Here is a 24,215-nt window from a genome sequence, read left to right as displayed (position 1 = left end):
GGCCAGTCTAGTCGCGGGATTCCGCGGCTCCCGCCGGACTGCTCGACGCGGAGCTTTCCGCGACGGGCTCGGCCTCTTCGTCCTCGAGATCCTCGACTTCTTTCTCCCACGCGTCGCGCGCGAGGCGGTACCAGAGGTACAGCGCGAAGCCGGCGAAGATGGCCCACTCGGCGGCGTAGAAGATGTTCAGCCAGTTGACCCGCGAGCGTTCGTCGGGCGCCGGGGAGGCGATGGCGTCGAGGGGGCCGATCGCCGTCTGGGAGGCGATGTACTGGCGGTAGACGTCGAGGTTCTGGGTGTCGTGCCATCGGCCCAGCAGCATGGCGGGCGACATCTTCACGAGCGTGAGGGGGTCGGCATTCGCCGGCGGTATCGACGCCCCTTCGTCGGAGATGAGTCGTCCCGTCACGTCCACGACCGCTGTCGGGTCCGCTTCGGCCTGGGCGCGCAGCTCGTCGGCGGCGGCGTCGGCCTCATCGAGGCTGCTCGTCCATCCGGTCGCGACGGCGATCGACGTCGGTGTGGTCGTTCCCGAGACGCGCAGCTGACCGGTCACCCAGTAGCCCTGCACGTCGTTGTTGAAGCGCGACGAGACGACGATGAAATCGGATGCCACCCACGTGCCACTCGTCTCGACCCGCTGACCGACGAGAGGTTCCGGCAGGTAATCGCCCGGCTTCACAACGTCGGCGAGAGGTTGCACGACCTCGGTCAGCCCCGGCTCGGGAGGAGAGGTGTCGACCGCGCGTCCGAGCTGCCACTGCCCGAGCCAGGCGAGCACACCCGCGACGACCAGAGAGAACGCCAGGAGCGCTATCCAGCGCGGCCGCAGCATGACCTCCCGCAGCGTCGGCGGGAAGATCTGCGGCGGTGCCGGCTCGGTCGTGGGGGTGGAGGTCATGGGGCTTTCGTGATCAGTGCCCGTAGGGGGCGACGACGACCTCGACGCGCTGGAACTCCTTGAGGTCGGAGTATCCCGTAGTGGCCATCGACTTCTTGAGCGCACCGATGAGGTTGGCGGTGCCGTCGGCGACGGGGGCGGGGCCGTAGAGGACCTGCTCGAGAGGACCCACGCGGTCGACCTCGACCCGGCGTCCGCGGGGAAGCTCGGGGTGGTGCGCCTCGGGACCCCAGTGATACCCGCGCCCGGGGGCGTCGGTGGCGCGGGCGAGCGCGACACCCAGCATGACGGCGTCGGCGCCCATGGCGAGGGCCTTCACGATGTCACCCGAGGTGCCCACGCCGCCGTCGGCGATGACGTGCACGTAGCGTCCGCCCGACTCGTCGAGGTAGTCGCGTCGGGCCCCGGCAACGTCGGCCACGGCCGTGGCCATGGGCGCGTGCAGCCCGAGCGTTGCGCGCGTCGTCGAAGCGGCGCCGCCGCCGAAGCCGACCAGCACGCCCGCGGCACCGGTGCGCATGAGGTGGAGAGCCGCCGTGTAGGTGGCGGCGCCGCCCACGATGACGGGGACGTCGAGGTCGTAGATGAACTTCTTGAGGTTGAGGGGCTCGGCCACCTTCGACACGTGCTCCGCCGACACGGTGGTCCCGCGGATGACGAAGAGGTCGACGCCCGCGGCGACGACGGTCTCGTACAGGTCGTTCGTGCGCTGCGGGGTGAGGGCACCGGCGACGGTGACGCCCGCGGCGCGCACCTCGGCGAGGCGGTCGCGCACGAGCTCGGGCTTGATCGGCTCGGCGTACAGCTGCTGCATGCGGCGCGTGGCGTCGGCCTCGGGCAGCGTCGCGATCTCGGCCAGCAGCGGCTCGGGGTCGTCGTAGCGCGTCCACAGGCCCTCGAGGTCGAGGACGCCGAGCCCACCCAGGCGCCCGAGCTCGATCGCGGTGCGCGGGCTGACCACGGAGTCCATGGGCGCACCGAGCACCGGGATCTCGAACGGGAACGCGTCGATGGTCCACGCGGTCGAGACGTCTTCGGGGTTGCGCGTGCGCCGCGACGGCACGACGGCGATGTCGTCGAAGGTGTACGCGCGGCGGGCGCGCTTGGCGCGGCCGAGATCGATCTCCATGGTCACCCGACCAGCCTACCCGCGCCCTCCGACATCGCCGTCGGCGAACGGTTCGACGCCGGAGCGGTTCTCGTCACCGGGCCCGCACGACCCGTTTCTCGTCCCACACGGGCTCCGCCGCCTCGTACACTTCTCCGTCCGAGCCGAACACGACGAACCGGTCGAACGAGCGCGCGAACCACCGGTCGTGCGTGACGGCCAGCACGGTGCCCTCGAACCGCGACAGCGCGTCCTCCAGCGCCTCGGCCGAGGCGAGGTCGAGGTTGTCCGTCGGCTCGTCGAGCAGCAGGAGTGTCGTGCCCGAGAGTTCCAGCAGCAGCACCTGGAACCGCGCCTGCTGCCCGCCGCTCAACGTGTCGAACGCCTGCTGGGCCTGCGCGATGAGGCCGTAGCGATCGAGCGCCGAGCTCGCGGCATCCCTCGGCATCCCCGCCCGGTTGTCGTCACCGCGATGAAGCAGGTCCAAGAGGGTCCTCCCGACGAACTCCGGATGCCGATGCGTCTGGGCGAACCACCCGGGGACGACCCGGGCGCCCAGGATGGCGCGGCCGGAGTGGGCGACCCGATCGAGCCCGGCGCCCACGGTGGTGACGTGCCCGAGACGCGCGTCGGGGTCGGTGCCTCCGCCGGCGAGAAGACGCAGGAAGTGGGATTTGCCCGACCCGTTCGAGCCGAGCACGGCGACGCGATCGCCGAACCACACCTCGAGGTCGAACGGCTTCATGAGCCCCGACAGCTCGAGCCCCTCCGTCACCACCGCGCGCTTGCCCGTGCGCGCTCCGCGGAGGCGCAGCTGCAGATCCTGCTCGGGCGGGCGCTCCTCGGGGGGACCTGCCTGCTCGAACTTCGACAGGCGCGTCACCGCCGCCTGGTAGCGCGAGGCGAAGCCGTCGTTGGCGGCCGCGGCCACCTTCATGCGGGCGACCAGCGCGCGCAGCTTCTCGTGCTCCTCATCCCAGCGGCGACGCAGCTCCTCGAGGCGGGCCATGCGGTCCTTCCGCGCGGCGCCGTACGTGCCGAATCCCCCGCCGTGCACTCAGGCGGTGCTCCCCGCGGCTCCCGTCTCGAGGGTGACGATGCGGTCGGCGGCGCGGGCGAGCAGTTCGCGGTCGTGCGAGACGAGCAGCACGGTCTTGGCCGTGGCTCGCAGCTGCTCCTCGAGCCAGCGCTTGCCGGGCACGTCGAGGTAGTTGTCGGGCTCGTCGAGCAAGAGCACGTCGTCGGGTCCGCGCAGCAGGGCCTCCAGGGCGAGCCTCTTCTGCTCGCCGCCCGAAAGCGTCGACAGGTCGCGGAACCGCGCCCGCTCGTACGGCAGCCCGAGGGCGGCCGTCGTGCAGGTGTCCCAGACCGTCTCGTGCTCGTAGCCGCCCGCGTCGGCGTAGTCGGCGAGCGCCGAGGCGTACCGCAGCTGGGTGTCGAGGTCGTCGCGCTCGATGAGGGCGTTCTCGGACGCCTCGAGCTCGATCGCCGCACGTCGGATGCGGGTCGGCGACACCGACACGAGGAGGTCGTGGACGCTCTCTTCGTCGCGCCCGTGCCCGACGAACTGGTCCATCACTCCGAGCGAGCCACCCATCGACACGACACCGCCGTGCGCCTTCTCGTCACCGCGGATGATGCGCAGCAACGTCGTCTTCCCCGCCCCGTTGGGACCGACCAGAGCGGTCGTCATCCCCTCGCCGACGCGGAACGTCACCTCGTCGAGCAGGGGCCTGCCGTCGGGCAGCGTGAACGAGAGGGCGGCGAGGTCGAGGTATCCCATGGCGAATTCCGGGTCGGCCGCTCGTGGCGGCGGAGGCGACGTCGGATGCCCACGGCAGTCCCACGTCGGCCCGCGGCTGGCGAGCCGACCAGCTTATCGGCATCCGGATGCCGTGTCCCCAGCGACCACCCGCGCTTCGGGCGCTACCGCCGAGGAGCCGCGGCGAAACGACGACGGGCCGGGCAGTCGCCTGCCCGGCCCTTTCGTGCAGAACGCCTACTTCTTGTAGTTCGGCGCCTCGACGACGATCTGCACGTCGTGCGGGTGCGACTCCTTGAGTCCCGCCGAGGTGATGCGGACGAACTTGCCCTTGGACTTGAGCTCCTCGACCGTGCGAGCCCCGACGTAGAACATCGACTGACGCAGCCCGCCGATGAGCTGGTAGGCCACGGCCGCCACGGGGCCGCGGTAGGGCACCTGGCCCTCAATGCCCTCGGGGATCAGCTTGTCGTCGCTGGGGACGTCGGCCTGGAAGTAGCGGTCCTTCGAGTACGAGGTCTTCTTGCCGCGCGTCTGCAGAGCGCCGAGCGAGCCCATCCCGCGGTACTGCTTGAACTGCTTGCCGCCCTGGAAGACGATCTCACCCGGCGACTCGTCGGTTCCGGCGAGGAGCGAGCCCAGCATGACGGTGTCGGCGCCCGCCACGAGCGCCTTGGCGATGTCGCCCGAGTACTGCAGGCCGCCGTCGGCGATCACGGGCACGCCCGCGGGAATCGCCGCCTTCGCCGCCTCGTAGATCGCGGTGACCTGCGGCACGCCGACGCCGGCGACGACGCGGGTGGTGCAGATGGAGCCCGGTCCGACGCCGACCTTCACCGCATCCACCCCCGCGTCGATGAGCGCCTGGGCGCCCTCGCGCGTCGCGACGTTGCCGCCGATGACGTCGACGTGGTCGAAGGTGGAGTCGGCCTTCAGGCGACGCACGATGTCGATCACGCCGGCCGACTGCCCGTTCGCGGTGTCGACCACGAGCACGTCGACGCCCGCGTCGCGCAGGGCCTCGGCACGCTGCCACGCGTCACCGAAGAAACCGATCGCCGCGCCCACGCGCAGGCGCCCCTGCTCGTCCTTGGTGGCGAGCGGGTACTTCTCGCTCTTGTCGAAGTCCTTGATGGTGATGAGGCCGGCGAGCTTGCCGTCGTCGTCGACGAGCGGCAGCTTCTCGACGCGGTGCTTGGCGAAGGTCGCGATGACGTCGTTGGCGTGGATGCCGACGTGCCCGGTGATCAGACCGTCCTTGGTCATGACGTCCTTGACCTTGGTGGTCTGACGCTCGAAGCCCGAGACGAAGCGCATGTCGCGGTTGGTGATGATGCCGACGAGGACCCCGTCGGGGTCGACCACCGGCAGACCCGAGATGCGGTACTGCGCGCACATCGCGTCGACCTCGGCCACCGTGGCATCCGGATTCGTGGTGATGGGGTTCGAGACCATGCCCGACTCGCTGCGCTTGACCTGGTCGACGATGCCGGCCTGATCCTCGATCGAGAGATTGCGGTGCACGATGCCGATACCGCCCTGGCGCGCGATCGCGATCGCCATGCGCGCTTCGGTGACGGTGTCCATCGCGCTCGAGAGCAGGGGCGTCGCCACCGTGATGCGGCGGCTCAGACGCGACGACGTGTCGGCCTCGCTCGGGATGACGTCGGTGTGGCCGGGAAGCAGCAACACGTCGTCGTAAGTCAGTCCGATGAATCCGAACGGGTCGTGCTGCTCCATGAATCCTCCTGCGCGCGCGGCGCCTGCTCGAAAAGGGACGTCGTCGGCCGGGGCGCGTGCGAGGCGCTCCGCCTGAAAGTGTAAGCGCCGGAGGGGCGTCTTTTCTTCCCCGCCCGCGCGGTATACCCCACCCTGCGCTCTCCCCTCTACCCCCGTTCCGCATTCTCGACGGCGCCGGAAATGCGCAACGCACAGCGAATCCATCGCATCCAGGTATCGTTCTCGCATCGACTGCTGCGATGGAAACAACGCGGCAATATTCCCGGACTACGGTGTCCGGGCGGCGACGGTCCACGTCGTCGAACGACCAGGAGGTTTCGTGACCACTCGGCAAGCATCCCCACGGATGCCTCGCCGTCGACGCTCGATCCTGACGCTGTTGTCAGGACTCTTCGCTGCCGCCCTGGTGCTGGGGTTCGCCCCGGCATCGACGGCAGCCGTCAACGATGAGGATCTTCCCTATTCGATCACGGTGAACGTGCGCTCCGAAGGTGAGCCCGTCGCTCAAGCGAAGGTGACCGCCACAGACGGTTCCTTCACCGGCGAGGCCACAACGGACGAGCGCGGTCGCGCGACGATCAAGGTCCCCACGAAAGAGGGGGCGTGGACGGTCGACCTCGACCGCAACTCGCTCCCCTCGGGAGTCACCGTCCCCGACGGGCAGGAGTTCGAGCGGCAGGTGCAGTTCGGCAGCTCCAGCACCGTCTCGAGCAACTTCACCCTCGGCGCCGCGGAGCGCCAGACGGTCGGCTTCATGGACCAGCTGCTCTCTCGCACGGTGAACGGCCTGAACTTCGGTCTCATGCTCGCCCTCGCCGCGATCGGCCTCTCCCTCGTGTTCGGCACGACGGGCCTGTCGAACTTCGCGCACGGCGAGATGGTGACCTTTGGCGCCATCGCGGCCCTCTTCCTGAGCGCCGGCACCGGGTGGTCGATCTGGATCGCCATCCCGCTCGCGGTGATCCTCTCGGGGGTCTTCGGACTCGCGATGGATGCCGGGATCTGGCGGCCCCTCCGGCGCAAGGGCCTCGGCATCGTCCAGCTCATGATCGTCTCGATCGGCCTCTCGCTCGCGCTGCGCTACATCTTCCAGATCTTCATCGGTGGTGGCACGCAGCAGCTCCCGGGGGCGTCGAGCGACATCATCCCGGGCCTCGGGTCGATCCGCATCAGCGTCACCGACCTGACCAGCATGGGCATCTCGATCGTCGTCATCGCGGCGTTCGCGTGGTTCCTCACGCGCACGCGACTGGGGCGCGCCACGCGCGCGGTGTCGGACAATCCGTCGCTGGCCGCTGCGAGCGGCATCGACGTCGACAACGTCGTGCGCATGGTCTGGATCCTGTCGTCGGCTCTGGCCGGTCTCGCGGGCGTGCTGTGGGCCTACTTCCGCCCCGGCATCCGCTGGGACATGGGTTCCGGCATCCTGCTTCTCATGTTCGCCGCCGTCGTGCTCGGCGGACTCGGTACCGCGTTCGGAGCCCTCATCGGCTCGATCGTGGTCGGCCTCCTCGTCGAGGTGTCCACCCTGTGGATCCCCTCCGACATGAAGTATGTGGGCGCCCTCGTCGTGCTCATCGTCATCCTCCTCTTCCGGCCGCAGGGCATCCTCGGCCGCCGAGAGCGAATCGGGTAGGTAAACCATGGACTTCCTGCAGATCCTCTCGAACACGGCCTCGCAGATCCTCGCGCCGGCCACGTTCGGTTACGCCCTCGCCGCCATCGGCCTGTCGATGCACTTCGGCTTCGCCGGCCTCCTCAACATGGGCGTCGCCGGCTTCATGGCCATCGGCGCGTACGGCTTCGCGATCTCGATCCTGACGTTCGGTCTCGCGTGGCCGATCGCGGCCCTGATCGGTTTCGCCGCCGCCGTCGTGTTCGCGCTCATCATGGGCATCCCGACGCTGCGACTGCGAGGCGACTACCTCGCCATCGTCACGATCGCGGCCGCCGAGATCCTCCGTCTGGTGTTCCTGACCTCGACCTTCCGTGGCGTCACGGGCTCGGCCGACGGTCTGTTCAACTTCCAGTCCGGCTGGCGCGGCGAGAACAACCCGCTCCCCGCGGGCGACTACGGATTCGGCCCGTGGACCTACAACGCCAACCGGTGGTACGTCATCATCCTCGGCCTGCTCGCCGTCGTGGTCGCCGTGCTCCTGGTCTGGATGCTCATGCGCAGCCCCTGGGGTCGTGTCATCCGCGGCATCCGCGAAGACGAGGACGCCGTGCGCGCGCTCGGCAAGAACGTCTTCGCCTTCAAGATGCAGGCGCTCGTCATCGGCGGCGTGATCATCGCGGCGGGCGGCATCATCACCGCGATGGACACGAACGTGAACCCGAACGTGTACGTCACGTCGCAGACGTTCTTCGTCTACACGGCGTTGCTCCTCGGTGGGGCCGCGACGATCTTCGGCCCGGTGCTCGGCGCGGTGCTGTTCTGGGTCGTGCGCGCGTTCCTGTCGAACCTGCTGCCGGCGCTGTCCTCGATCGGACTGTTGCCCTTCCTCACCGCCGACCAGTCCCAGATGCTCGTCTTCGTCATCGTCGGCGTCGCGCTCATGCTGCTCGTGATCTTCCGCCCCCAGGGAATCCTGGGCAGCAAGAAGGAGATGACCTTTGTCCGATGAGTCCACGCCGGTCGTGCCCAGCGCTCCCGCGCAACGGGTGAAGGCGACCGGACTGCACAAGGGCGAGATCGCCCCCGGCGTCGCCAAAGTCGATCCGATCATCGTCGCCGACAACGTCCGTCGCGACTTCGGCGGCAACACCGCCGTCGACGTGAAGCACCTCGAGATCCCGCGCAACGCCATCACGGCGCTGATCGGGCCCAACGGTGCGGGCAAGACGACGCTGTTCAACCTGCTCACCGGCTTCGACAAGCCCAACAGCGGCCAGTGGTCGTTCGACGGTCGCAACCTCGCCGGCATCCCCGCGTTCAAGGCGGCCCGGATGGGCCAGGTCCGTACGTTCCAGCTCACCAAAGCGCTGGGCCTTCTGACCGTGCTCGAGAACATGAAGCTGGGCGCCACGAAGCAGAAGGGCGAGAGCCTGCTCTCGAGCATCCTCCCCTTCGTCTGGCGCAAGCAGGAGACCGCCAACGACGAGAAGGCGCGCGATCTGCTGAAGCGGTTCAAGCTCGACTCCAAGGAGACGGACTTCGCCGCGTCGCTCTCGGGCGGTCAGCGCAAGCTTCTCGAGATGGCGCGAGCGCTCATGAGCGACCCGACGCTGGTTATGCTCGACGAGCCGATGGCCGGGGTCAACCCGGCGCTGACGCAGTCGCTGCTCGACCACATCCTCGACCTGAAGGATCTCGGGATGACCGTGCTCTTCGTCGAGCACGACATGCACATGGTCCGCCACATCGCCGACTGGGTCGTGGTGATGGCCGAGGGCAAGATCGTCGCCGAGGGACCGCCCGACACCGTCATGAAGGACCAGGCCGTGATCGACGCCTACCTCGGAGCCCATCAGGACGTCGACCTCGGCGTCGTCACGGGTCGCCACGAGGGGACGGTCGACTCCGCCGCCGCCGCCGAGCTGCTCGAGACCGCTCAGCAGGTCGACGCCGCGATCGACAACGAGTCGTCGCACGAGAAGGAGGACGGTCGATGACCGCCAACGTTGTCGAGCTCCGCGACGTTCACGCCGGCTACCTGCCGGGCGTGAACATCCTCAACGGCGCCAACCTCACCGCCGCTCCCGGCGAGCTGATCGGCATCATCGGCCCCAACGGCGCCGGCAAGTCGACGATGCTCAAGGCGATCTTCGGTCAGGTGAAGGTGCGCTCGGGCTCGGTCCTGCTGCAGGGCGAGGAGATCACGGGGCTGCGGGCGAACAAGCTCGTCGCGAAGGGCGTCGGGTTCGTCCCCCAGACGAACAATGTCTTTCCGAGCCTCACGATCGCCGAGAACCTGCAGATGGGTCTCTACCAACGACCGAAGGGGTTCACCGAGCGCGTCGACTTCGTCACGAGCATCTTCCCCGACCTCGCCAAGCGCCTCAAGCAGCGGGCGGGGTCGCTGTCGGGCGGTGAACGCCAGATGGTCGCCATGGGCCGCGCGCTCATGATGGACCCGAAGGTGCTGCTGCTCGACGAGCCGTCGGCCGGTCTCTCTCCCGTCCGTCAGGACGAGGCGTTCATCCGCGTCTCCGAGATCAACAAGGCCGGCGTGACCTGCATCATGGTGGAGCAGAACGCCCGCCGCTGCCTGCAGATCTGCGACCGCGGCTACGTGCTCGACCAGGGCCGTGACGCCTACACGGGCACGGGCCGCGAGCTCATGGACGACCCGGCCGTGATCGGCCTGTACCTGGGCACGCTCGGCACCTGAGCCGCGCTCCCGCCGGAAGGCCCGAGTCCCCCCGGGGGCTCGGGCCTTCTTCGTTCCGTGAGGCGGCGCTCCCCCGCCCCTGCCGACGAGCAGCGCACCCGTGCACCCGGTGCGGCCGCGGGCTCCGCCATCCGCCTCTGTCGACGAGCCGACTCGCGCATCCGCCCGTCGCGCCGTGAACCTGGCCGCCCCTTCCGACGAGCAGCGCGCTCATGCGCCCGTCGCGGCCACGGGCCACGGCATCCATCCCCGGTCCGTCCGACTCGAACACCGGCGACGAGCCCGCGGAACCCGCATCGCGCCGTCCGCGTCCTGCGACCCCCGTCGGTGACCGATCCCGGATGCCGCGACGCCCCGCCGACGGGCGCGTCCCTCGTCCGCGGGTCCTTCCCGGATGCCGCGACGTCCCGCCCCCGCTCCGCCCCGCGCCCACGGGTCCACTCCAGGCGCCACCGACGGCCTCGAACCGCCCTCGGCGCCGCTGCGCGCACGACAAGAGGCCCCGGGACCGAAGTCCCGGGGCCTCTCAGAGGGAACCGATCAACCGGCGCGGAGCCAGCTGTAGTTGTTGTCGTCGCCGTACTCGAAGACACCGATGGTGGCCTGCGTCGGGTCGCCCACGTCGTTGAACGTGATGGGGCCCGAGACGCCGTCGTAGTCGGCTTCGCCGCCGCCGACGATGATGTCAGCGCACTGGGCGTAGCTGGTGCACTTCGTGCCGCCGCCCTTGCCGCCCGAGACCGCCTGCATGTTCGCGGCCACGTCGGGACCGGCAGCCGAGCCCGCCTTCAGCGCCGCGAGGGCGAGGAGGACGACCGAGTCGTACGACTCGGGGGCGTAGGTGTAGTCCTCGAGCTTGGCGTTGCCCTTGCCCGTCCAGAACGAATCCAGCGTGCTGCGGAAGGTCGCCGTCGAGTCGGGGTCGACGCTGGGGTACGTGCCCTTGGCGCCGGTGAGGGTGCCGTTGGGGAACTGCGTGCCGAAGTTCTTCAGGTTGCCGTCGACGAAGAACAGCTTGTCCTTCGCGAAGCTGGCCGTCAGGTCGGGGATGATCGTCGAGACCTCGTCGAACGTGATCAGGGCGATCGCGTCGGGCTTCTGGGCCAGGACGTCCTCGATCTGCGCCGAGAAGTTCGTGTCACCGGTGTTGTACAGGCTGGTGGCGACGACGGATCCGCCCGCGCCCTCGAACGCCTTCTTGGTGAAGCACGCGAGGCCGGTGCCGTACGAGTCGTTCAGCACGATCATGCCGAGGGTCTCGTTGCCCTCGGAGGCGATCAGGTTGCCGAGGACCTCGCCCTGGAGCACGTCCGAGGGAGCAGTCCGCCAGTACAGGCCCTTGTCGTTGTAGCCCGTGAAGGCCGCCGAGGTGTTCGCCGGCGAGATCTGCACGGCATTGGCCGCGATGACCTGGTCGATGAACTGCAGCGAGGTGCCCGACGACGCCGCACCCACGATGGCCGTGGCACCGGCGCCGAGCAGGCGCGGGATCTCGGTCTCGTAGGCCTTGTTGTCGGTGTCACCCGAGTCGCCCTGGATGAGGTTGATGTTGACGCCCTTGTTGGCGGCGTTGATGTCGGATGCCGCGAGCTCGGTGCCCGCGATCTCGGGCGGGCCGAGGAAGGCGAGGTTACCGGTGACGGGCAGGGCCGTACCGATGTTGTACGTGAGGTCCTTGGCGGGGCCGGTCGAGGTCGACGAGTACTCGGGCGTGTACGAGGCGGGTTCGGCGGCGTTGCAGTCGATCGGGAAGTCGCCCCCACCGGCGGCGTTGCCGGAGTCGGACGGAGTGCTGGTGCCGGTACAACCGGCGAGGACGAGCGCGGTGACGCCGACCACGGCGAAGCCGCCGATGATCTTCGCCGCACGCGAACGGGAGAGGACACTCATATGGGTGCTCCTTGGTGAGATGGAACCGCGCGGATAACCCGCTCGGATTGTGACAAACCTAATGGCGCACTTGTAGCCGTGATGTTGCAATGTGTTAACGGTCGATTACGCGACCTAATCGTTACTTTCGCGCGGCAATTCCGGGCCGAGAAACGAAGGAAAAGGCGTCACACGGGCTCGACGACATCGACCGGAGCCCGTCGATGACGACGCGAGGCGACGACGGAGTCGACGCTGAGGATCGCGAGAGCCGCCCAGACGAGGGCGAAACCGGTCCAGCGCTCGACGGTCATGGGCTCGTGCAGCACCCACACCCCGATCGCGAACTGGATGATCGGGGCGACGAACTGCAGCAGGCCGATGACGGTGAGCGGCACGCGCCGAGCTCCCGAGGCGAACAGCAGCAGGGGGACGGCCGTGACGGCCCCCGCCGAGAGGAGGAGAACCGTGTGCAGCGTTCCCGCCGTGCCCAGGGTGATCCCCGTGAGATTCGCGACGAACACCAATTGGATGGCGGCGACCGGCAGGAGCCAGAGTGATTCGAGAGTGAGTCCGCTGACCGCATCCACCGCCGGCCCGATCTGCTTCTTCACGAGACCGTAGAAGCCGAACGAGAAGGCGAGGGTCAGCGCGATCCAGGGGAACGCACCGTAGCCGATGACGATCACCGCGACCGCGACGACGGCGAGGCCGATGGCGATCCACGGCACGAGGCGCAGCCGCTCGCGCAGCACGATGACTCCGAGCAGCACGGTCACGATCGGGTTGATGAAGTAGCCCAGGCTCGTCTCGATGACCCGATCGGTCAGCGCGCCGAACAGATAGGTCTGCCAGTTCACGTAGATGAGCACGCCGGCCACCGCGGTGAGCCCCATCAGACGCGGCTGGCGCACGATCGCGAGGAAGGGCCGCCACATGCGCAGCACCGTCAACAACAGGAGGCAGAAGACGAACGCGAGGATGATCCGCCAGGCCACGACCTCGAACGGGCCGGTGGGCTTGAGCTGCAGGAAGTAGATCGGCAGGACGCCCCACAACAGGTAGGCGCCGAGGGCGTACAGCGCACCGCGGGTGCTCCCGCCGGTCGGGGCGGAAGGAGCGGAGGTCACCGATCCAGCCTAGGGCTCCGCTCGCGCGTCGGGCCGCCGACCATCGCGCCTTTCCTGCCAGAGGGAGCCGATGAGCGCCGGGGACGACGAAGGCCCCGGATGCCGTGGCATCCGGGGCCTTCGAACGATCTCACTCGGTCAGCGGACGACGACCGCCAGGACGTCGCGAGCCGAGAGCACGAGGTACTCCTCGGCGCCGAACTTGACCTCGGTGCCGCCGTACTTGCTGTAGAGCACGCGGTCGCCGACGGCGACGTCGAGGGGGACACGGTTGCCGTTGTCGTCGATGCGGCCGGGGCCGACGGCGACGACTTCGCCCTCCTGCGGCTTCTCCTTGGCGGTGTCGGGGATGACGAGACCACTCGCAGTGGTCTGCTCAGCCTCGACCTGCTTGATGACGATGCGGTCCTCGAGCGGCTTGATGGAAACCGACACGGTCTACCTCTTCTTTCTCGTTACAGAAGACTTGTCAGCACTCACGCGGGGAGAGTGCTAATTCGAGTGTAGAGAAGCGCTGGCACTCACGCAACGCGAGTGCCAGCAACGACCCGCGCCTAGGCTGAATCGGTGGATACCACCGAGCTGACCGCCCTGCTCACACCCGAGGGCCTGCGCCTCCTCGACGAGGTGGGCGCCCTCGACTCGACCGACGAGGTCGCCCGAGCCGTCTCGCGCCTGCGAGCCTCCGGGCACTCCCCCGATCTCGTCTCGGCCGTCGTCGGGCAAGCGCGCCTCCGCGTCCGTGCGGCCGCGAAGTTCGGACCCTTCGCCGAGCGGATGCTCTTCACCAAGGCCGGCCTCGAACAGGCCACGCGCCTGTCCATCGCCGCCCGACACGCGGGTCGCTTCCGCGCCGCGGGGATCGACCGCGTGACCGACCTCGGCTGCGGGATCGGCGGGGACGCCCTCGGGATGGCGGGTCTCGGCATCCGGGTGCACGCCGTCGACGCCGACGAGGTGACCGCCGCGATCGCCGCCTACAACCTCGCCCCCTTCGGCGACGCGGCCACGGTGCAGCACGCGCGGGCCGAGGACGTCGACCTGAGCGGGACGGATGCCGTCTGGCTCGATCCCGCGCGCCGCACCGCGGGGCACGCCGAGACGCGACAGGTGTCGTCCGCCGAGTGGTCGCCGTCTCTCGAGTGGGTCTTCGAGCTGCTGAAGACGAAGCCGGGTGGGGTGAAGCTCGGGCCGGGATTCGATCGCACGCAGATCCCCGACGACGTCGAGGCGCAGTGGATCAGCGCCGACGGCTCGACCATCGAACTCGTCCTCTGGGCCGGATCCCTCGCCCGCGCGGGCGTGCGACGGGCCGCGCTCGTGGTGCGGGGCGGAGACGCCTGGGAGCTCACCGCCCCGGCCGACAGCCCCGACGTCGCGGACCGCGAACTCGGCGCGTTCGTCCACGAGCCCGACGGCGCCGTCATCCGCGCACGGCTCATCGGCGAGGTCGGACGAGCCCTGGATGCCGGCATGCTCGCGCCCGGCATCGCGTACCTGACCTCCGACGCGGCGTTGACGAGCCCGTTCGTGTCGTCGTTCCGCGTGCGCGAGCAGCTGCCGGCCGACCCGAAGAAGCTCGCTCAGGCCCTCCGCACCCGGGGCATCGGCACGCTGGAGATCAAGAAGCGCGGTGTCGACGTGGATCCGGCGGTGCTCCGCAAGAAGCTCGCGCTCCGCGGGGACGCAGCCGCCACGCTCATCCTCACGCGCGTGGGGTCGAAGCGGCTCGCCCTCCTGGCCGACCGCGTCTGACGACCCGGGTCACCCGACCGAGAGCTGCGAGAAACCCCAGATCAACCATCCGACGCTGAACGCGATCGACACCACCGCGAGAGCGAGAGCCCAGACGGCGCCCCGGCGACTGTCGTGCGCCCGGCGGAGGGAGACGGTCGCGAGGATCGCCCCGACGACACCGATCGGCACCAGCCACCCGGTGAACAGCGCCGCCGCGAGGGCGATGATCGCCACCCCCAGGGCCCAGGGCGCGACGGACGGCGGCTTCGGCGGAACGGGCGGCGCGTACGGGATCAGATGATCGCCGAACGCGGCCATCTCGAGTTGAGCGGTCGGCAGGCGACCGTCGTCATCGTCACCCGCGTCGGGGGTCGTCATCTCGGAACCCGCCGCCCGGACGTCGGCGGGCAGTGGTGGCACGGGAGGCAGCTCGACCGCGGGGGCGACGTCCTCCTTGCGGGCCCGACGCGTGGGCGGTGGCACCTCGGTCACGGGGTGGCTCCCGCGCGCGGCGCCGGGGTCTCGGCATCCGGATCCTCCGCCACCTGGATCTCGGTGACGGGGAGCGTCGAATCGGCCCCGAAGGCGAGGGTCGAGGGGCGACGGCCCGACGAGATGAGCTCCGCAGCGAGCGCCGCGATCATCGCGCCGTTGTCGGTGCACAGCCGCAGCGGCGGGATGCGCACGGCGACCCCGGCGGCCGCCGCACGCTCGAGAGCGACATCGCGCAGGCGCTTGTTGGCGATCACGCCACCGCCGAGCAGCAGACGCGGCACGCCGTGCCGCGCGCACGCGTCGAGGGCCTTCGTCACGAGCACATCGACGACGGCCTCGCGGAACGACGCGGCGACATCGGCGACCGGAACGGGCTCCCCCGCGGCCTCGTGCTGCTCGACCCAGCGCGCCACGGCCGTCTTCAGCCCCGAGAACGAGAAGTCGTAGCGGTGCGATGCCATGTCGGAGGCGCGGGAGAGGCCGCGCGGGAAGCGGATCGCCGTCGGGTCGCCCTCGGCCGCGGCACGATCGATCTCGGGGCCACCGGGGTACGGGAGCTTCAGCAGGCGGGCGACTTTGTCGAACGCCTCGCCGGCCGCGTCGTCCATCGTCTCGCCGAGGAGCTCGACATCGCTCGTCAGGTCGCGCACCAGCAGGAGCGAGGTGTGCCCGCCGCTGACGAGCAGGGCGACGGTCGGGTACTCCAGCTCCCCTGCGTCGGCGTCGAGGATGTCGGCGGCGATGTGCCCGACGAGGTGGTTGACGGCGTACAGCGGCTTGTCGAGGGCGACCGCGAGCCCCTTGGCGGCACCCACGCCGACCATCAGGGCACCCGCCAAGCCCGGCCCGCTCGTCACCGCCACGGCGTCGAGATCGGCCAGGGTCACACCGGCCTCGGCGAGAGCCGCGTCGATCGAGGGCTGCAGAGCCTCGAGGTGGGCGCGCGCGGCGACCTCGGGCACGACCCCGCCGTAGCGGGCGTGCTCGTCCATGCTCGAGGCGATCGTGTTGCTGAGCAGCTGCCTGCCGCGCACGATCCCGATACCGGTCTCGTCGCAACTGGTCTCGATGCCGAGCACGAGAGGCGCGTTCATCAGCACCAGCCCTTTCCGGTGGCGGTCGGGGAGGACGGCGCCTCCGCGCCGTCGACGGGCGGAGAGCTCTCGGGCGAGGCGGATGCGGGGGCCGTCGGCTCCGCCCGCCGGGCGACCCAGCCGCGCAGGTTCAACTGCATGACGATCGCGTCGACGTCGTCGGGTTGGTAGTAGCGGGGGCGACGCCCCACCTCGCTGAACCCCTCCGAGAGGTACAGCTTCTGGGCGACGGGATTGTCGGCGCGCACCTCGAGGAACACGTCGTGGACCCCGCGGCGCGCGGCCTCGTCGAGCAGAGCGGTCAGCAGGGCTCGGCCCCGCCCCCGACCCCGCGCGGCCTCGGAGACCGTGATGGTCTGGATGTCGGCATCCCGAGCCCCGCGCACGGCGCGCAGACCCGCGTAGCCGAGGACCCGCCCTGCCTCTTCGGCGACGACGTACCAGCCGTGCGGCGACGCGAGCTCCTCACGCATCATCGCCGGGCTCCACGCGTCGGTCGGGAACGAGGCGTGCTCGAGCGCCATGATCGCGTCGAGGTCGGCGACGGTGGCGGTCCGCGTCGCCATCAGCTCACCCGCTTCGGCGCGTGGGCGGCGACGACGTCGGGGCTGCGCAGGTACAGGGGCTCGGAGTCCGCGAGCGTGCGGCCGGCGTCGAGGGCTCGTGCCGCCGCGAGCGCGATCATCGCGGCCGACACGATCGTGGCATCGTACCGACGCGCACCGGCCGCATCGAGCCGGGCGTCGAGGTCGTCACGGGGGCTCAGCTGCGCGCCGGAGACCCGAACGGGAAGACCGTCGTCGTCGATGCCCTCGTAGACGCTGTAGGCGAACTCCTTGCGGCGTGCATCGGTGACGACGGCGAACCGACCGGTCTCGCCGCCCGTCAACGCGTCGGAGAGGAGGACGCCGAGGGCGACGCCGTCGTGGCTCGGCACGGGCACGACCGGCACCCCGCGCCCGAGGGCGTAGACGCGGGCCGTGGCGATGCCCACCCGCAGCCCGGTGAAGGGTCCGGGGCCCATGCCGATCGCGACGTGCGTGGGGGCGGGCGCTCCGGCGGTCGCGCGGACCAGCAGATCGCCGATCACCTCCGCGTGGCCGAGGGGATTGCCGCTCTGCTCGTCGGCGAGCACTTCCCCGTCGCGGGCGATCGCGGCGACGGCGGTGCCGAGCGAGGTGTCGATGCCGAGAATCACGGTTCCAGGGTATCCGCCCCCTCTCCACGGCATCCGACCGCGCCCTCCGCTCCGAAGAAAGGGCATGGATGCCGACGACCTCGCGCTGCGGCGCGTCGTGGTCCCCACCGGGGTGGGGCCGCTGGTGGTGCACGCCGGCCGTCGGTCGGGTAGCCCCGTGGCGACGATCCTGGTGCACGGCGCCGCGGGGTCATGGCGCACGTGGGGCGCGTTGATCGCGGCATCCGACGGGCTCCGGCTCCCCCTGTCGGACATCGTCGCGATCGACCTGCCCGGCTGGGGCGAGACGCCGGGGCCCGTGCCGGAGCCGGCCGAGATCGCCGTGTCGGTCGCCGCGGTCGCTCGCGCGCTCGGCTACCCGCGTTGGCGCGTGGTCGGGCATTCCCTCGGCGGCGTGATCGCGCTCGACGTCGCCGCCCGCTTCCCGCGCGAGACCGTCGCGGTCGGGGTCGTCTCACCGAGCGGAGCGGGGGCGCGGGCCATCGCGCGGCGCCCCGTCCGCAGCGCTGTCCGGCTGCCCTGGCTCGCGGGGATGGTGCTCGCGATGCGGGTGCTGCGCGGACTCGGCCCCCTCGCCCGCCCGCTGCTGCGTCTGTTGCGTCGTACCGGCGCGTTGCACCGGCTCGCGCGACCGCTGTTCCGGCATCCCGAGCGCGTGGATCGGTCGGTGACCGACGATCTCGCCGACGAGATCCGCCCGTCGGCCTTTCTCGCCGCGGCGCACCTCTCGACCGGCCACGACGACGGCGTCTGGCGTCGGATCACCTGTCCGGTGCGATCGGTGCGGGGCGCGCACGACGTGTTCGTCGCCGAGCGCGACGCTCGGGAATGGGGGCGCCTCATGAACGATTACGACGATCGCGTCCTCGACGACAGCGGGCACTTCGCCCACGTCGAGCAGCCGGTCGAGACGCTCCAGGCCCTGCGCGAGGTGTGGGCGGCCGACCGCGCTCCGGCGCCCCGCGGAGGATCCGGACGTCCCCGCTCGTCCATCGCGCGGCGCTCGAACCTCAGGGGTGACGCGAGATCGTGACCCGGCGCGGGGCGTCGGCGTCGAGTTCGACGGTGTGCACCCCGATCTCGCCGCACGCGTTGTCGACGCCTCGGCCCCCGACCTGACGATCGATCTCGATCTCCCACCACGAATCGGCGAGGTATTCGGCGACACCGCGACCCCACTCGACGATCACCGCCGACCCCGCGACGTCGATGTCGAGGTCGTCGAGCTCCACGGCGGCTCCGAGCCGGTACGCGTCCACGTGCACCAGCGGCGTCCCGCCGACCAGAGAGGGGTGAGTGCGGGCGATCACGAAAGTGGGGCTCTGAACGGGACCCCGGATGCCGAGACCCTCGCCGATACCTCGGGTCAGGGTCGTCTTCCCGGCGCCGAGGGGGCCGGTCATCACGATCACGTCACCCGGCTCGAGAGCGCGGCCGATGCTCCGTCCGAGTTCCTCCATGTCGCCCGGGCCCTCGACGATCCTCTCGCCCAGCACACTGTCGGGAACGCTCACGCGCGAACCTCCCGTCGGGGCACGCGTGCTCCCACGCGCGTGACGATCTCGTAATCGATGGTGCCGGCGGCATCCGCCCAGTCCCGTGCGGCGGGGACGCCCAACGTCGGATCACCGAAGAGCACCACCTCGTCGCCCACCGCGACCGGGTGATCACCCACGTCGACGACGAACTGGTCCATCGCGATCCGCCCCGCCACCGTGAAACGGCGACCGTTGATCGACACCGGCCCGCGCCCCGAGGCCTGCCGGGGCACGCCGTCGGCGTAGCCGAGCGGCACCAGGGCGAGCGTCGTCTCACGCTCCGTGCGGTGGTCGTAGCCGTACGAGACGCCCGTGCCCGCGGGCACGCGCCGCACCGCCGCGACCGCGCCGCGCAGGGTCATCGCGGGGCGCAGCCCCAGGTCGGCGGACGAGCGGTCGTCGAAGGGCGAGATGCCGTACAGGCCGATGCCGATGCGCACGCACCCCAGGCGGGTCTCGGGGAGGGCGATGGCGGCGTTCGTGGCCGCGAGATGACGCAGCGGGGGGTTCAGCCCCACCGAGGCCGCGAGCACCACGCCCTCTTCGAAGCGCGCGAGGGCGGCACGATCGTCGTCGACACTCGTGTTCGACAGGTGCGAGAACAGACCGACGACCCGGAGTCGCCCGATGCGTTCGAGTCGCGCGGCCTCCGAGAACACGGTGCGCCAGTCGGCCGGAGCGATGCCGTTGCGCGACAGCCCCGTCTCGATCTTCAGATGCACGACGGCGGGACGCTCACCGTGGGCGGCGTCGGCCGCGCGCAGGAGCTGGTCGATGTCGGAGATCCCCAGCTCGACCTCCTCGCGCACGGCCTCGACGAACGAGGCCCCCGGTGCGTGCAGCCAGGCGAACAGGGGCGCGGTGATGCCCGCGCGATGCAGCGCCAACGCCTCGTCGATGTCGGACACGCCGATGCGCGTCGCTCCCCCGCGCAGAGCAGCGGCCGCGGCGCGGTACGCCCCGTGCCCGTAGCCGGCGGCCTTGACCACCGCGATGATCTCGGCCCCCGTCAGCGCGCGCAGATGACGCACGTTCTCGGTGATCGCGTCGACGTCAATGACGGCTTCGCGCAGCACTCCCGGTTGCATCGTCATGCGCGGTCCTCTCGAAGGGGCGGGATTCGGGATGCCGACGACTCGGCGCCGGCACGCGCCTCGGCGATGACGTACGCCGTCGCCAGGCCCGCGTCGTGCGACATCGACAGGTGCAGGGCGGTGATGCCCCGCGCGGCGACCGTCGCGGCGGTCTCTCCGCTCAGCGAGAAGCCGGGGCGTCCGGACGCCTCCGAGGTGACCTCGATGTCGGTCCAGTGCACGCCGTCCGACCCGCCGAGCGCTTTGATCAGGGCCTCTTTCGCGGCATACCGGGCGGCCAGGGAGCGGGGCTTCAGCACGCGCTCCGAGGCCGAGAACAGACGCGGGAGCAGCCGGGGCGTTCGCTCCAGGTGCTCCTCGAACCGCGGCACGTCGACGAGATCGACGCCGATACCGACGATCATGCGCCCTCCCCTCCTGGCATCCCTCTATTCTGCCCGTGCACGCCGACACCGAGACGACGAAGGGGCCGGATGCCACGGCATCCGGCCCCGTCTCGACGCGAGGTCTACTCGACCGTCACCGACTTGGCGAGGTTGCGCGGCTGGTCGACGTCGAGGCCCTTCGCCTCGGCGAGGCCCATCGCGAAGATGTGCAGCGGAACGACGGCCAGCAGCGGCTCGAAGAGGGGGGCCGCGAGCGGGATACGCAGCACCTCGTCGGCGGCGGGGAGCACCGCCACGTCGCCCTCTTCGGCGATCGCGATGACACGGGCGCCGCGGGCGCGGATCTCCTCGATGTTCGAGACGACCTTCTTGTGCATCTCGCCCGAACCACGTGGGCTCGGAACGACGACGAACACGGGCTGGCCGGGCTCGATCAGCGCGATGGGGCCGTGCTTGAGCTCTCCAGCGGCGAAGCCCTCAGCGTGGATGTAGGCCAGCTCCTTGAGCTTGAGCGCGCCCTCGAGGGCGATCGGATAGCCGACGTTTCGGCCGAGGAAGAGCACCGACCGGGTGTCGGCCATCCAGTGCGCGAGTTGCCCGATGCGCTCCTGTTCGGTCTCGAGGACCCGGGCGATCTTGCCGGGGACGGCCTCGAGCTCGGTCACGGCCTCGACGGCGGACATCGGGTCGATCGCGCCGCGCACGCGGCCCACGTGCAGGGCCAGCAGGTACAGGGCGGTGATCTGCGCGACGAAGGCCTTGGTGGAGGCGACGGCCACCTCGGGACCCGCGTGGGTGTAGACGATCGCGTCGGACTCGCGCGGAATCGTGGCCCCCTGCGTGTTGCAGATCGACAGCGTCTTCGCGCCGCGCGAGCGCGCGTACTTGACGGCCATGAGTGTGTCCATGGTCTCGCCCGACTGGCTGATCGACACCACGAGCGTGCGCTCCGAGAGCACCGGGTTGCGGTAGCGGAACTCGTGCGCCAGCTCGACGTCGACGGGAACCCGGGTCCAGGTTTCGAGGGCGTACTTGCCGACCATGCCCGCGTAGGCGGCGGTGCCGCACGCGATGACGAGGATGCGATCGATGTCGGCGAGGAAGTCGTCCATCCCCTCGAGTTCGGGGATCTCGACACGGCCCTCGTGGATGCGACCGCGAATGGTGTTGGCGACGGCCTCGGGCTCCTCCGAGACCTCCTTGGCCATGAACGACGACCAGCCGCCCTTCTCGGCCGCCGACGCGTCCCACGTGACCTCGAAGGCCTCCACCTCGACCGGAGCGCCCGAGAAGTCCGTGACCTCGACGCCCTCGGGGGTGATCGCGACGATCTCGTCCTGGCCGATGGCGAGCGCGTTGCGCGTGTGCTCCACGAACGCGGCGACGTCGGAGCCGAGGAAGTTCTCGCCCTCGCCGAGACCGATCACGAGCGGCGAGTTGCGACGCGCACCGACGACGAGACCGGGGTGGTCCTCGTGCATCGCGAGGAGCGTGTAGGCCCCCTCGAGGCGCGATACGACCGAACGGAAAGCCTGCACGAGATCCTTCGTGCGTGCGTACTCGCGGCCGATCATGACCGCCGCGACCTCGGTGTCGGTCTCGCTGCGGAAGGCGAAGCCCTCGCCCACGAGCTCGCTTTTGAGCTCGGCGAAATTCTCGATGATCCCGTTGTGGATGACGGCGAGCTTGTCGTCGTCGGCCAGGTGCGGGTGGGCGTTGGCGTCGGTGGGGCCACCGTGCGTGGCCCAGCGGGTGTGGCCGATGCCCGTGGTGCCGTTGGGCATGGGCGTCGATTCGAGGTCGTCACGCAGGACGGCGAGCTTCCCCGCGCGCTTGCGCATGTCGAGCTGACCGTCGCCGTCGATCACGGCGATGCCGGCGGAGTCGTACCCCCGGTACTCCAGGCGCGACAGGCCCGCCAGAAGGATGTCCTGGCTCTGCCGAGGACCCACGTAACCGATGATTCCGCACATGGGGTCGAGTCTACGTGGCGGGGCTGAGCAAACCCCTCCGCACCGAACCGAGGCGCGAACCCAGCCTGGTCCACGACCCGTCGCGGACGAGGAGCAGGTCGAGGGCGAGCATCGCGAGCGAGAACGGCCACAGCCCCAGCAGGATCGCGATGCTCAGGTGCATTCCGGTGATGACGAACACCGCCGCGTAGCGCGTCGGCTTCCACAGGATGAGCAGGGGGAACAGCATCTGCACCCAGAGCGCGGTCCAGGTCGCGAGCGCCACGACGGGCGCCGACTGCCAGGCGAGCTGGCTGAGGGCGGGCAGGACGTGGAACTGCTCGATGCTCAGCGCGTAGTAGATCGCCGTCCCGTCCAGCCATTCCTCCCCCTGGAACTTCAGCACGCTCGAGACGACGTAGACGAGCAGGATCTGGAACACGCAGAGGATGAGCACCGTGTTGTGGGCCCAGATCGCCAGCCACGGCGGCACCCAGGTCGGCATCCGTCCGGAAAGCCGGGAGGGCCGGATGCCGCGACGCGGGCGCATCCACGCATCCACCGAGAAGTGCCGGCTCAGGTCGGCGAAGATGACGAAGAAGAGCACGATCCGCATGAGCGTGTCTCCGCCGTTGCCGAGCAGCGTGCTGTTGGTCGAGAGCCCCACCCAGAACACGAGGAGGACCGGGGTCACCCACCGCGTCTGGAACCCCACGACGAACAGGACGGCGAGGGCCAGCAGCACGTGGAACGAGAGGTCGAAGACCACCGCGTTGTCTTTCGGGAAGAGCATCCTCAGCGGTTCCCACCACCCTCGCCGGTTGGCTTCGGGGTCGACCCACCAGGCCCCGGCGCCCCAGAGGTAGTGGCGGTCGGCGTAGCTCGGAACCAGGACGATCAGCATCGCGACGCCGAAGAGCACGCGGAGGACGGAGAAGCCGATCGTCGAATGCTTCCGCCCGGTCAGCCAGAGCTGCAGGCGCGGCCACAGCGTCGAGGGCGCGACGCGGTCCCGCCGACCGGTCGTCGCGATGGTCTTCTCGTCGTCGACGGATGCCGATCGGCTCATCGTCCCGTGTACCTCTCGATGACCTCGTCGTAGATGGCCTGCACCTCATCCGACGGCGCGACCGCAGGTTGCCGCCACCCGAACGTCGTGTACGAGGGTTCCGTTTGGCGCTCCGTGTCGAAACGGTGGAGGAAGTCGTTCGGCCGATCGTGCTCGATTCGCCACCGGACGCGCTCTACGTCGTGGTCGGAGTACGCACTGCCGAAGGCGGACGAGAAGCGCACGAGCATGTAGTCGTACCGCAGGTAGCTCACCAGAGCGGCGCGGCTGCCCCCGAGATCGTCGAGCTCCTCGAGCAACGCCGACGGGTCCATCGGCGCGAAGGCGCCGTCGTTGACGCGGCGGATGAAGGTGTCGCGCACGCGATCCCTCTGATCGGCGCTGAGCGCTTAGTACCGCGTCAGGTAGGTCTGAGCGACGTTGAAGCTGTTCTTCGAGATCCGCGACGGAGTCGGGATGCCGCGCGCCGCGGAGAACTCCGCGTCGGTGACGTCGACCCATTCGCTGCGCTGGAGCTCGCCGTCCTCCCGCCATTGCACTTGGATCTGGAGCGAGCGGTTCACCTTCATGATGTTCGGGGCGAACACGTTCCACCGTTGCTGGAAGTACGGGGCGAAGGCGGCCGACACGGCGGCACGCGTCGGGCTCGAGGGAATGGTGAACGACACCGCCACGAAGGCGTAGCCGAGGACGATGGCGAGGGTCATGGCGGCGGCGACCGCCGCCATGACCCCACCCGACCGCCGGGCGAAGGAAGGCCCCTTCGACACCCCCGCTTCGGGGGCCTCCTCCGCCGTGGTGGTCATCG

The 24,215-nt window shown here is 70.0% G+C and carries 23 protein-coding genes and 1 pseudogene; 6 read left to right on the top strand and 18 right to left on the bottom strand.

Translation table 11 applies throughout. The features are described 5' to 3' along the window. Positions 1-7: 7 nt before the first annotated feature. The 4 genes and pseudogenes from OVA26_RS05365 to guaB all read right to left on the bottom strand — a co-directional run bounded on the left by OVA26_RS05365 (position 8) and on the right by guaB (position 5,511). Complete coding sequence (locus OVA26_RS05365; protein ID WP_268103308.1) at positions 8-901, bottom strand: SURF1 family protein; 894 nt, start codon at positions 899-901, stop codon at positions 8-10. A gap of 13 nt (positions 902-914) precedes the next feature. Next, positions 915-2,030, bottom strand: a complete 1,116-nt coding sequence (locus OVA26_RS05360; RefSeq protein ID WP_141375816.1) for a GuaB3 family IMP dehydrogenase-related protein — start codon at positions 2,028-2,030, stop codon at positions 915-917. 73 nt (positions 2,031-2,103) lie between these two features. Continuing rightward, positions 2,104-3,792, bottom strand: a pseudogene (locus tag OVA26_RS05355) (ABC-F family ATP-binding cassette domain-containing protein). A 216-nt stretch (positions 3,793-4,008) separates the two neighbouring features. After that, complete coding sequence (guaB, locus tag OVA26_RS05350) at positions 4,009-5,511, bottom strand: IMP dehydrogenase (protein ID WP_268103307.1); 1,503 nt, start codon at positions 5,509-5,511, stop codon at positions 4,009-4,011. Positions 5,512-5,857: 346 nt separating this feature from the next. On the opposite strand from guaB, the gene OVA26_RS05345 reads away from it, so the two are divergent. The 4 genes from OVA26_RS05345 to OVA26_RS05330 are packed head-to-tail and all read left to right on the top strand — an operon-like array spanning position 5,858 to position 9,845. After that, positions 5,858-7,147 carry an ABC transporter permease subunit gene (locus OVA26_RS05345; RefSeq protein ID WP_081349859.1) on the top strand — a complete coding sequence of 430 codons (1,290 nt, stop codon included), beginning with the start codon at positions 5,858-5,860 and terminating at the stop codon, positions 7,145-7,147. Positions 7,148-7,154: 7 nt separating this feature from the next. After that, a complete protein-coding gene (locus OVA26_RS05340; protein ID WP_056226471.1) occupies positions 7,155-8,138 on the top strand; it encodes a branched-chain amino acid ABC transporter permease in 984 nt (327 codons plus the stop codon). A 13-nt stretch (positions 8,139-8,151) separates the two neighbouring features. Beyond that, positions 8,152-9,126 carry an ABC transporter ATP-binding protein gene (locus OVA26_RS05335; protein ID WP_143017967.1) on the top strand — a complete coding sequence of 325 codons (975 nt, stop codon included), beginning with the start codon at positions 8,152-8,154 and terminating at the stop codon, positions 9,124-9,126. After that, positions 9,123-9,845: an ABC transporter ATP-binding protein gene (locus tag OVA26_RS05330; protein WP_141375095.1), complete on the top strand. Its 723-nt coding sequence runs from the start codon at positions 9,123-9,125 to the stop codon at positions 9,843-9,845. The genes OVA26_RS05335 and OVA26_RS05330 overlap by 4 nt, the downstream gene beginning before the upstream one ends. A 540-nt stretch (positions 9,846-10,385) precedes the next feature. Here OVA26_RS05330 and OVA26_RS05325 read toward each other — a convergent pair. The 3 genes from OVA26_RS05325 to groES form a co-directional block, all read right to left on the bottom strand. Beyond that, on the bottom strand, positions 10,386-11,735 hold the full coding sequence (locus OVA26_RS05325; RefSeq protein WP_144782696.1) for an ABC transporter substrate-binding protein: 1,350 nt from the start codon (positions 11,733-11,735) through the stop codon (positions 10,386-10,388). 167 nt (positions 11,736-11,902) lie between these two features. Then, a complete protein-coding gene (gene rarD / locus OVA26_RS05320) occupies positions 11,903-12,844 on the bottom strand; it encodes an EamA family transporter RarD (protein ID WP_268103306.1) in 942 nt (313 codons plus the stop codon). A 138-nt stretch (positions 12,845-12,982) separates the two neighbouring features. Further along, positions 12,983-13,279, bottom strand: coding sequence for a co-chaperone GroES (groES, locus tag OVA26_RS05315; protein ID WP_013583903.1), 297 nt, complete (start codon positions 13,277-13,279; stop codon positions 12,983-12,985). 132 nt (positions 13,280-13,411) lie between these two features. Between groES and OVA26_RS05310 the strand changes: the two genes are divergently transcribed. Then, positions 13,412-14,599: a THUMP-like domain-containing protein gene (locus OVA26_RS05310; RefSeq protein ID WP_268103305.1), complete on the top strand. Its 1,188-nt coding sequence runs from the start codon at positions 13,412-13,414 to the stop codon at positions 14,597-14,599. 9 nt (positions 14,600-14,608) lie between these two features. Here the strand turns inward: OVA26_RS05310 and OVA26_RS05305 are convergent, their stop codons facing one another. Genes OVA26_RS05305 through tsaB form a run of 4 tightly spaced genes read right to left on the bottom strand, consistent with a single transcriptional unit; the run spans position 14,609 to position 17,368 of the window. After that, complete coding sequence (locus OVA26_RS05305) at positions 14,609-15,073, bottom strand: hypothetical protein (protein WP_268103304.1); 465 nt, start codon at positions 15,071-15,073, stop codon at positions 14,609-14,611. Next, positions 15,070-16,170 carry a tRNA (adenosine(37)-N6)-threonylcarbamoyltransferase complex transferase subunit TsaD gene (tsaD, locus tag OVA26_RS05300; RefSeq protein ID WP_056228327.1) on the bottom strand — a complete coding sequence of 367 codons (1,101 nt, stop codon included), beginning with the start codon at positions 16,168-16,170 and terminating at the stop codon, positions 15,070-15,072. Before tsaD ends, OVA26_RS05305 begins: the two co-directional genes overlap by 4 nt. After that, positions 16,170-16,736: a ribosomal protein S18-alanine N-acetyltransferase gene (rimI, locus tag OVA26_RS05295; protein ID WP_268103303.1), complete on the bottom strand. Its 567-nt coding sequence runs from the start codon at positions 16,734-16,736 to the stop codon at positions 16,170-16,172. The genes tsaD and rimI overlap by 1 nt, the downstream gene beginning before the upstream one ends. Next, a complete protein-coding gene (gene tsaB, locus OVA26_RS05290) occupies positions 16,736-17,368 on the bottom strand; it encodes a tRNA (adenosine(37)-N6)-threonylcarbamoyltransferase complex dimerization subunit type 1 TsaB (protein ID WP_268103302.1) in 633 nt (210 codons plus the stop codon). The genes rimI and tsaB overlap by 1 nt, the downstream gene beginning before the upstream one ends. 64 nt (positions 17,369-17,432) lie before the next feature. On the opposite strand from tsaB, the gene OVA26_RS05285 reads away from it, so the two are divergent. Next, positions 17,433-18,401 (top strand): alpha/beta fold hydrolase, encoded by a 969-nt coding sequence (locus tag OVA26_RS05285; protein WP_268103301.1) that lies wholly within the window; start codon positions 17,433-17,435, stop codon positions 18,399-18,401. Here OVA26_RS05285 and tsaE read toward each other — a convergent pair. The 7 genes from tsaE to OVA26_RS17350 form a co-directional block, all read right to left on the bottom strand. After that, positions 18,379-18,882 carry a tRNA (adenosine(37)-N6)-threonylcarbamoyltransferase complex ATPase subunit type 1 TsaE gene (tsaE, locus tag OVA26_RS05280; protein ID WP_442786050.1) on the bottom strand — a complete coding sequence of 168 codons (504 nt, stop codon included), beginning with the start codon at positions 18,880-18,882 and terminating at the stop codon, positions 18,379-18,381. The two genes, OVA26_RS05285 and tsaE, sit on opposite strands and share 23 nt — an antisense overlap. Next, the gene (alr, locus tag OVA26_RS05275; RefSeq protein WP_268103300.1) at positions 18,879-20,000 is read right to left on the bottom strand and encodes an alanine racemase; all 1,122 of its coding nucleotides are present in this window, start codon (positions 19,998-20,000) and stop codon (positions 18,879-18,881) included. The genes tsaE and alr overlap by 4 nt, the downstream gene beginning before the upstream one ends. Continuing rightward, complete coding sequence (locus OVA26_RS05270; RefSeq protein ID WP_268103299.1) at positions 19,997-20,404, bottom strand: holo-ACP synthase; 408 nt, start codon at positions 20,402-20,404, stop codon at positions 19,997-19,999. Before OVA26_RS05270 ends, alr begins: the two co-directional genes overlap by 4 nt. Before the next feature lie 104 nt (positions 20,405-20,508). After that, positions 20,509-22,359, bottom strand: coding sequence for a glutamine--fructose-6-phosphate transaminase (isomerizing) (glmS, locus tag OVA26_RS05265; protein WP_268103298.1), 1,851 nt, complete (start codon positions 22,357-22,359; stop codon positions 20,509-20,511). A gap of 10 nt (positions 22,360-22,369) precedes the next feature. Then, positions 22,370-23,407: an HTTM domain-containing protein gene (locus OVA26_RS05260; protein ID WP_268103297.1), complete on the bottom strand. Its 1,038-nt coding sequence runs from the start codon at positions 23,405-23,407 to the stop codon at positions 22,370-22,372. Further along, entirely contained in the window at positions 23,404-23,769 is a 366-nt protein-coding gene (locus tag OVA26_RS17355) for a hypothetical protein (RefSeq protein ID WP_326493354.1), read from the bottom strand. The genes OVA26_RS05260 and OVA26_RS17355 overlap by 4 nt, the downstream gene beginning before the upstream one ends. A gap of 27 nt (positions 23,770-23,796) precedes the next feature. Then, the gene (locus OVA26_RS17350; protein ID WP_326493353.1) at positions 23,797-24,213 is read right to left on the bottom strand and encodes a DUF5819 family protein; all 417 of its coding nucleotides are present in this window, start codon (positions 24,211-24,213) and stop codon (positions 23,797-23,799) included. Between the last annotated feature and the right edge of the window lie 2 nt (positions 24,214-24,215).

It is taken from the genome of Microbacterium sp. SL62, assembly GCF_026672635.1.
Lineage (GTDB): Bacteria > Actinomycetota > Actinomycetes > Actinomycetales > Microbacteriaceae > Microbacterium > Microbacterium testaceum_A.
Note: the sequence above shows the minus strand (reverse complement) of the source record. Positions and strands in the feature narration are given on the sequence as shown.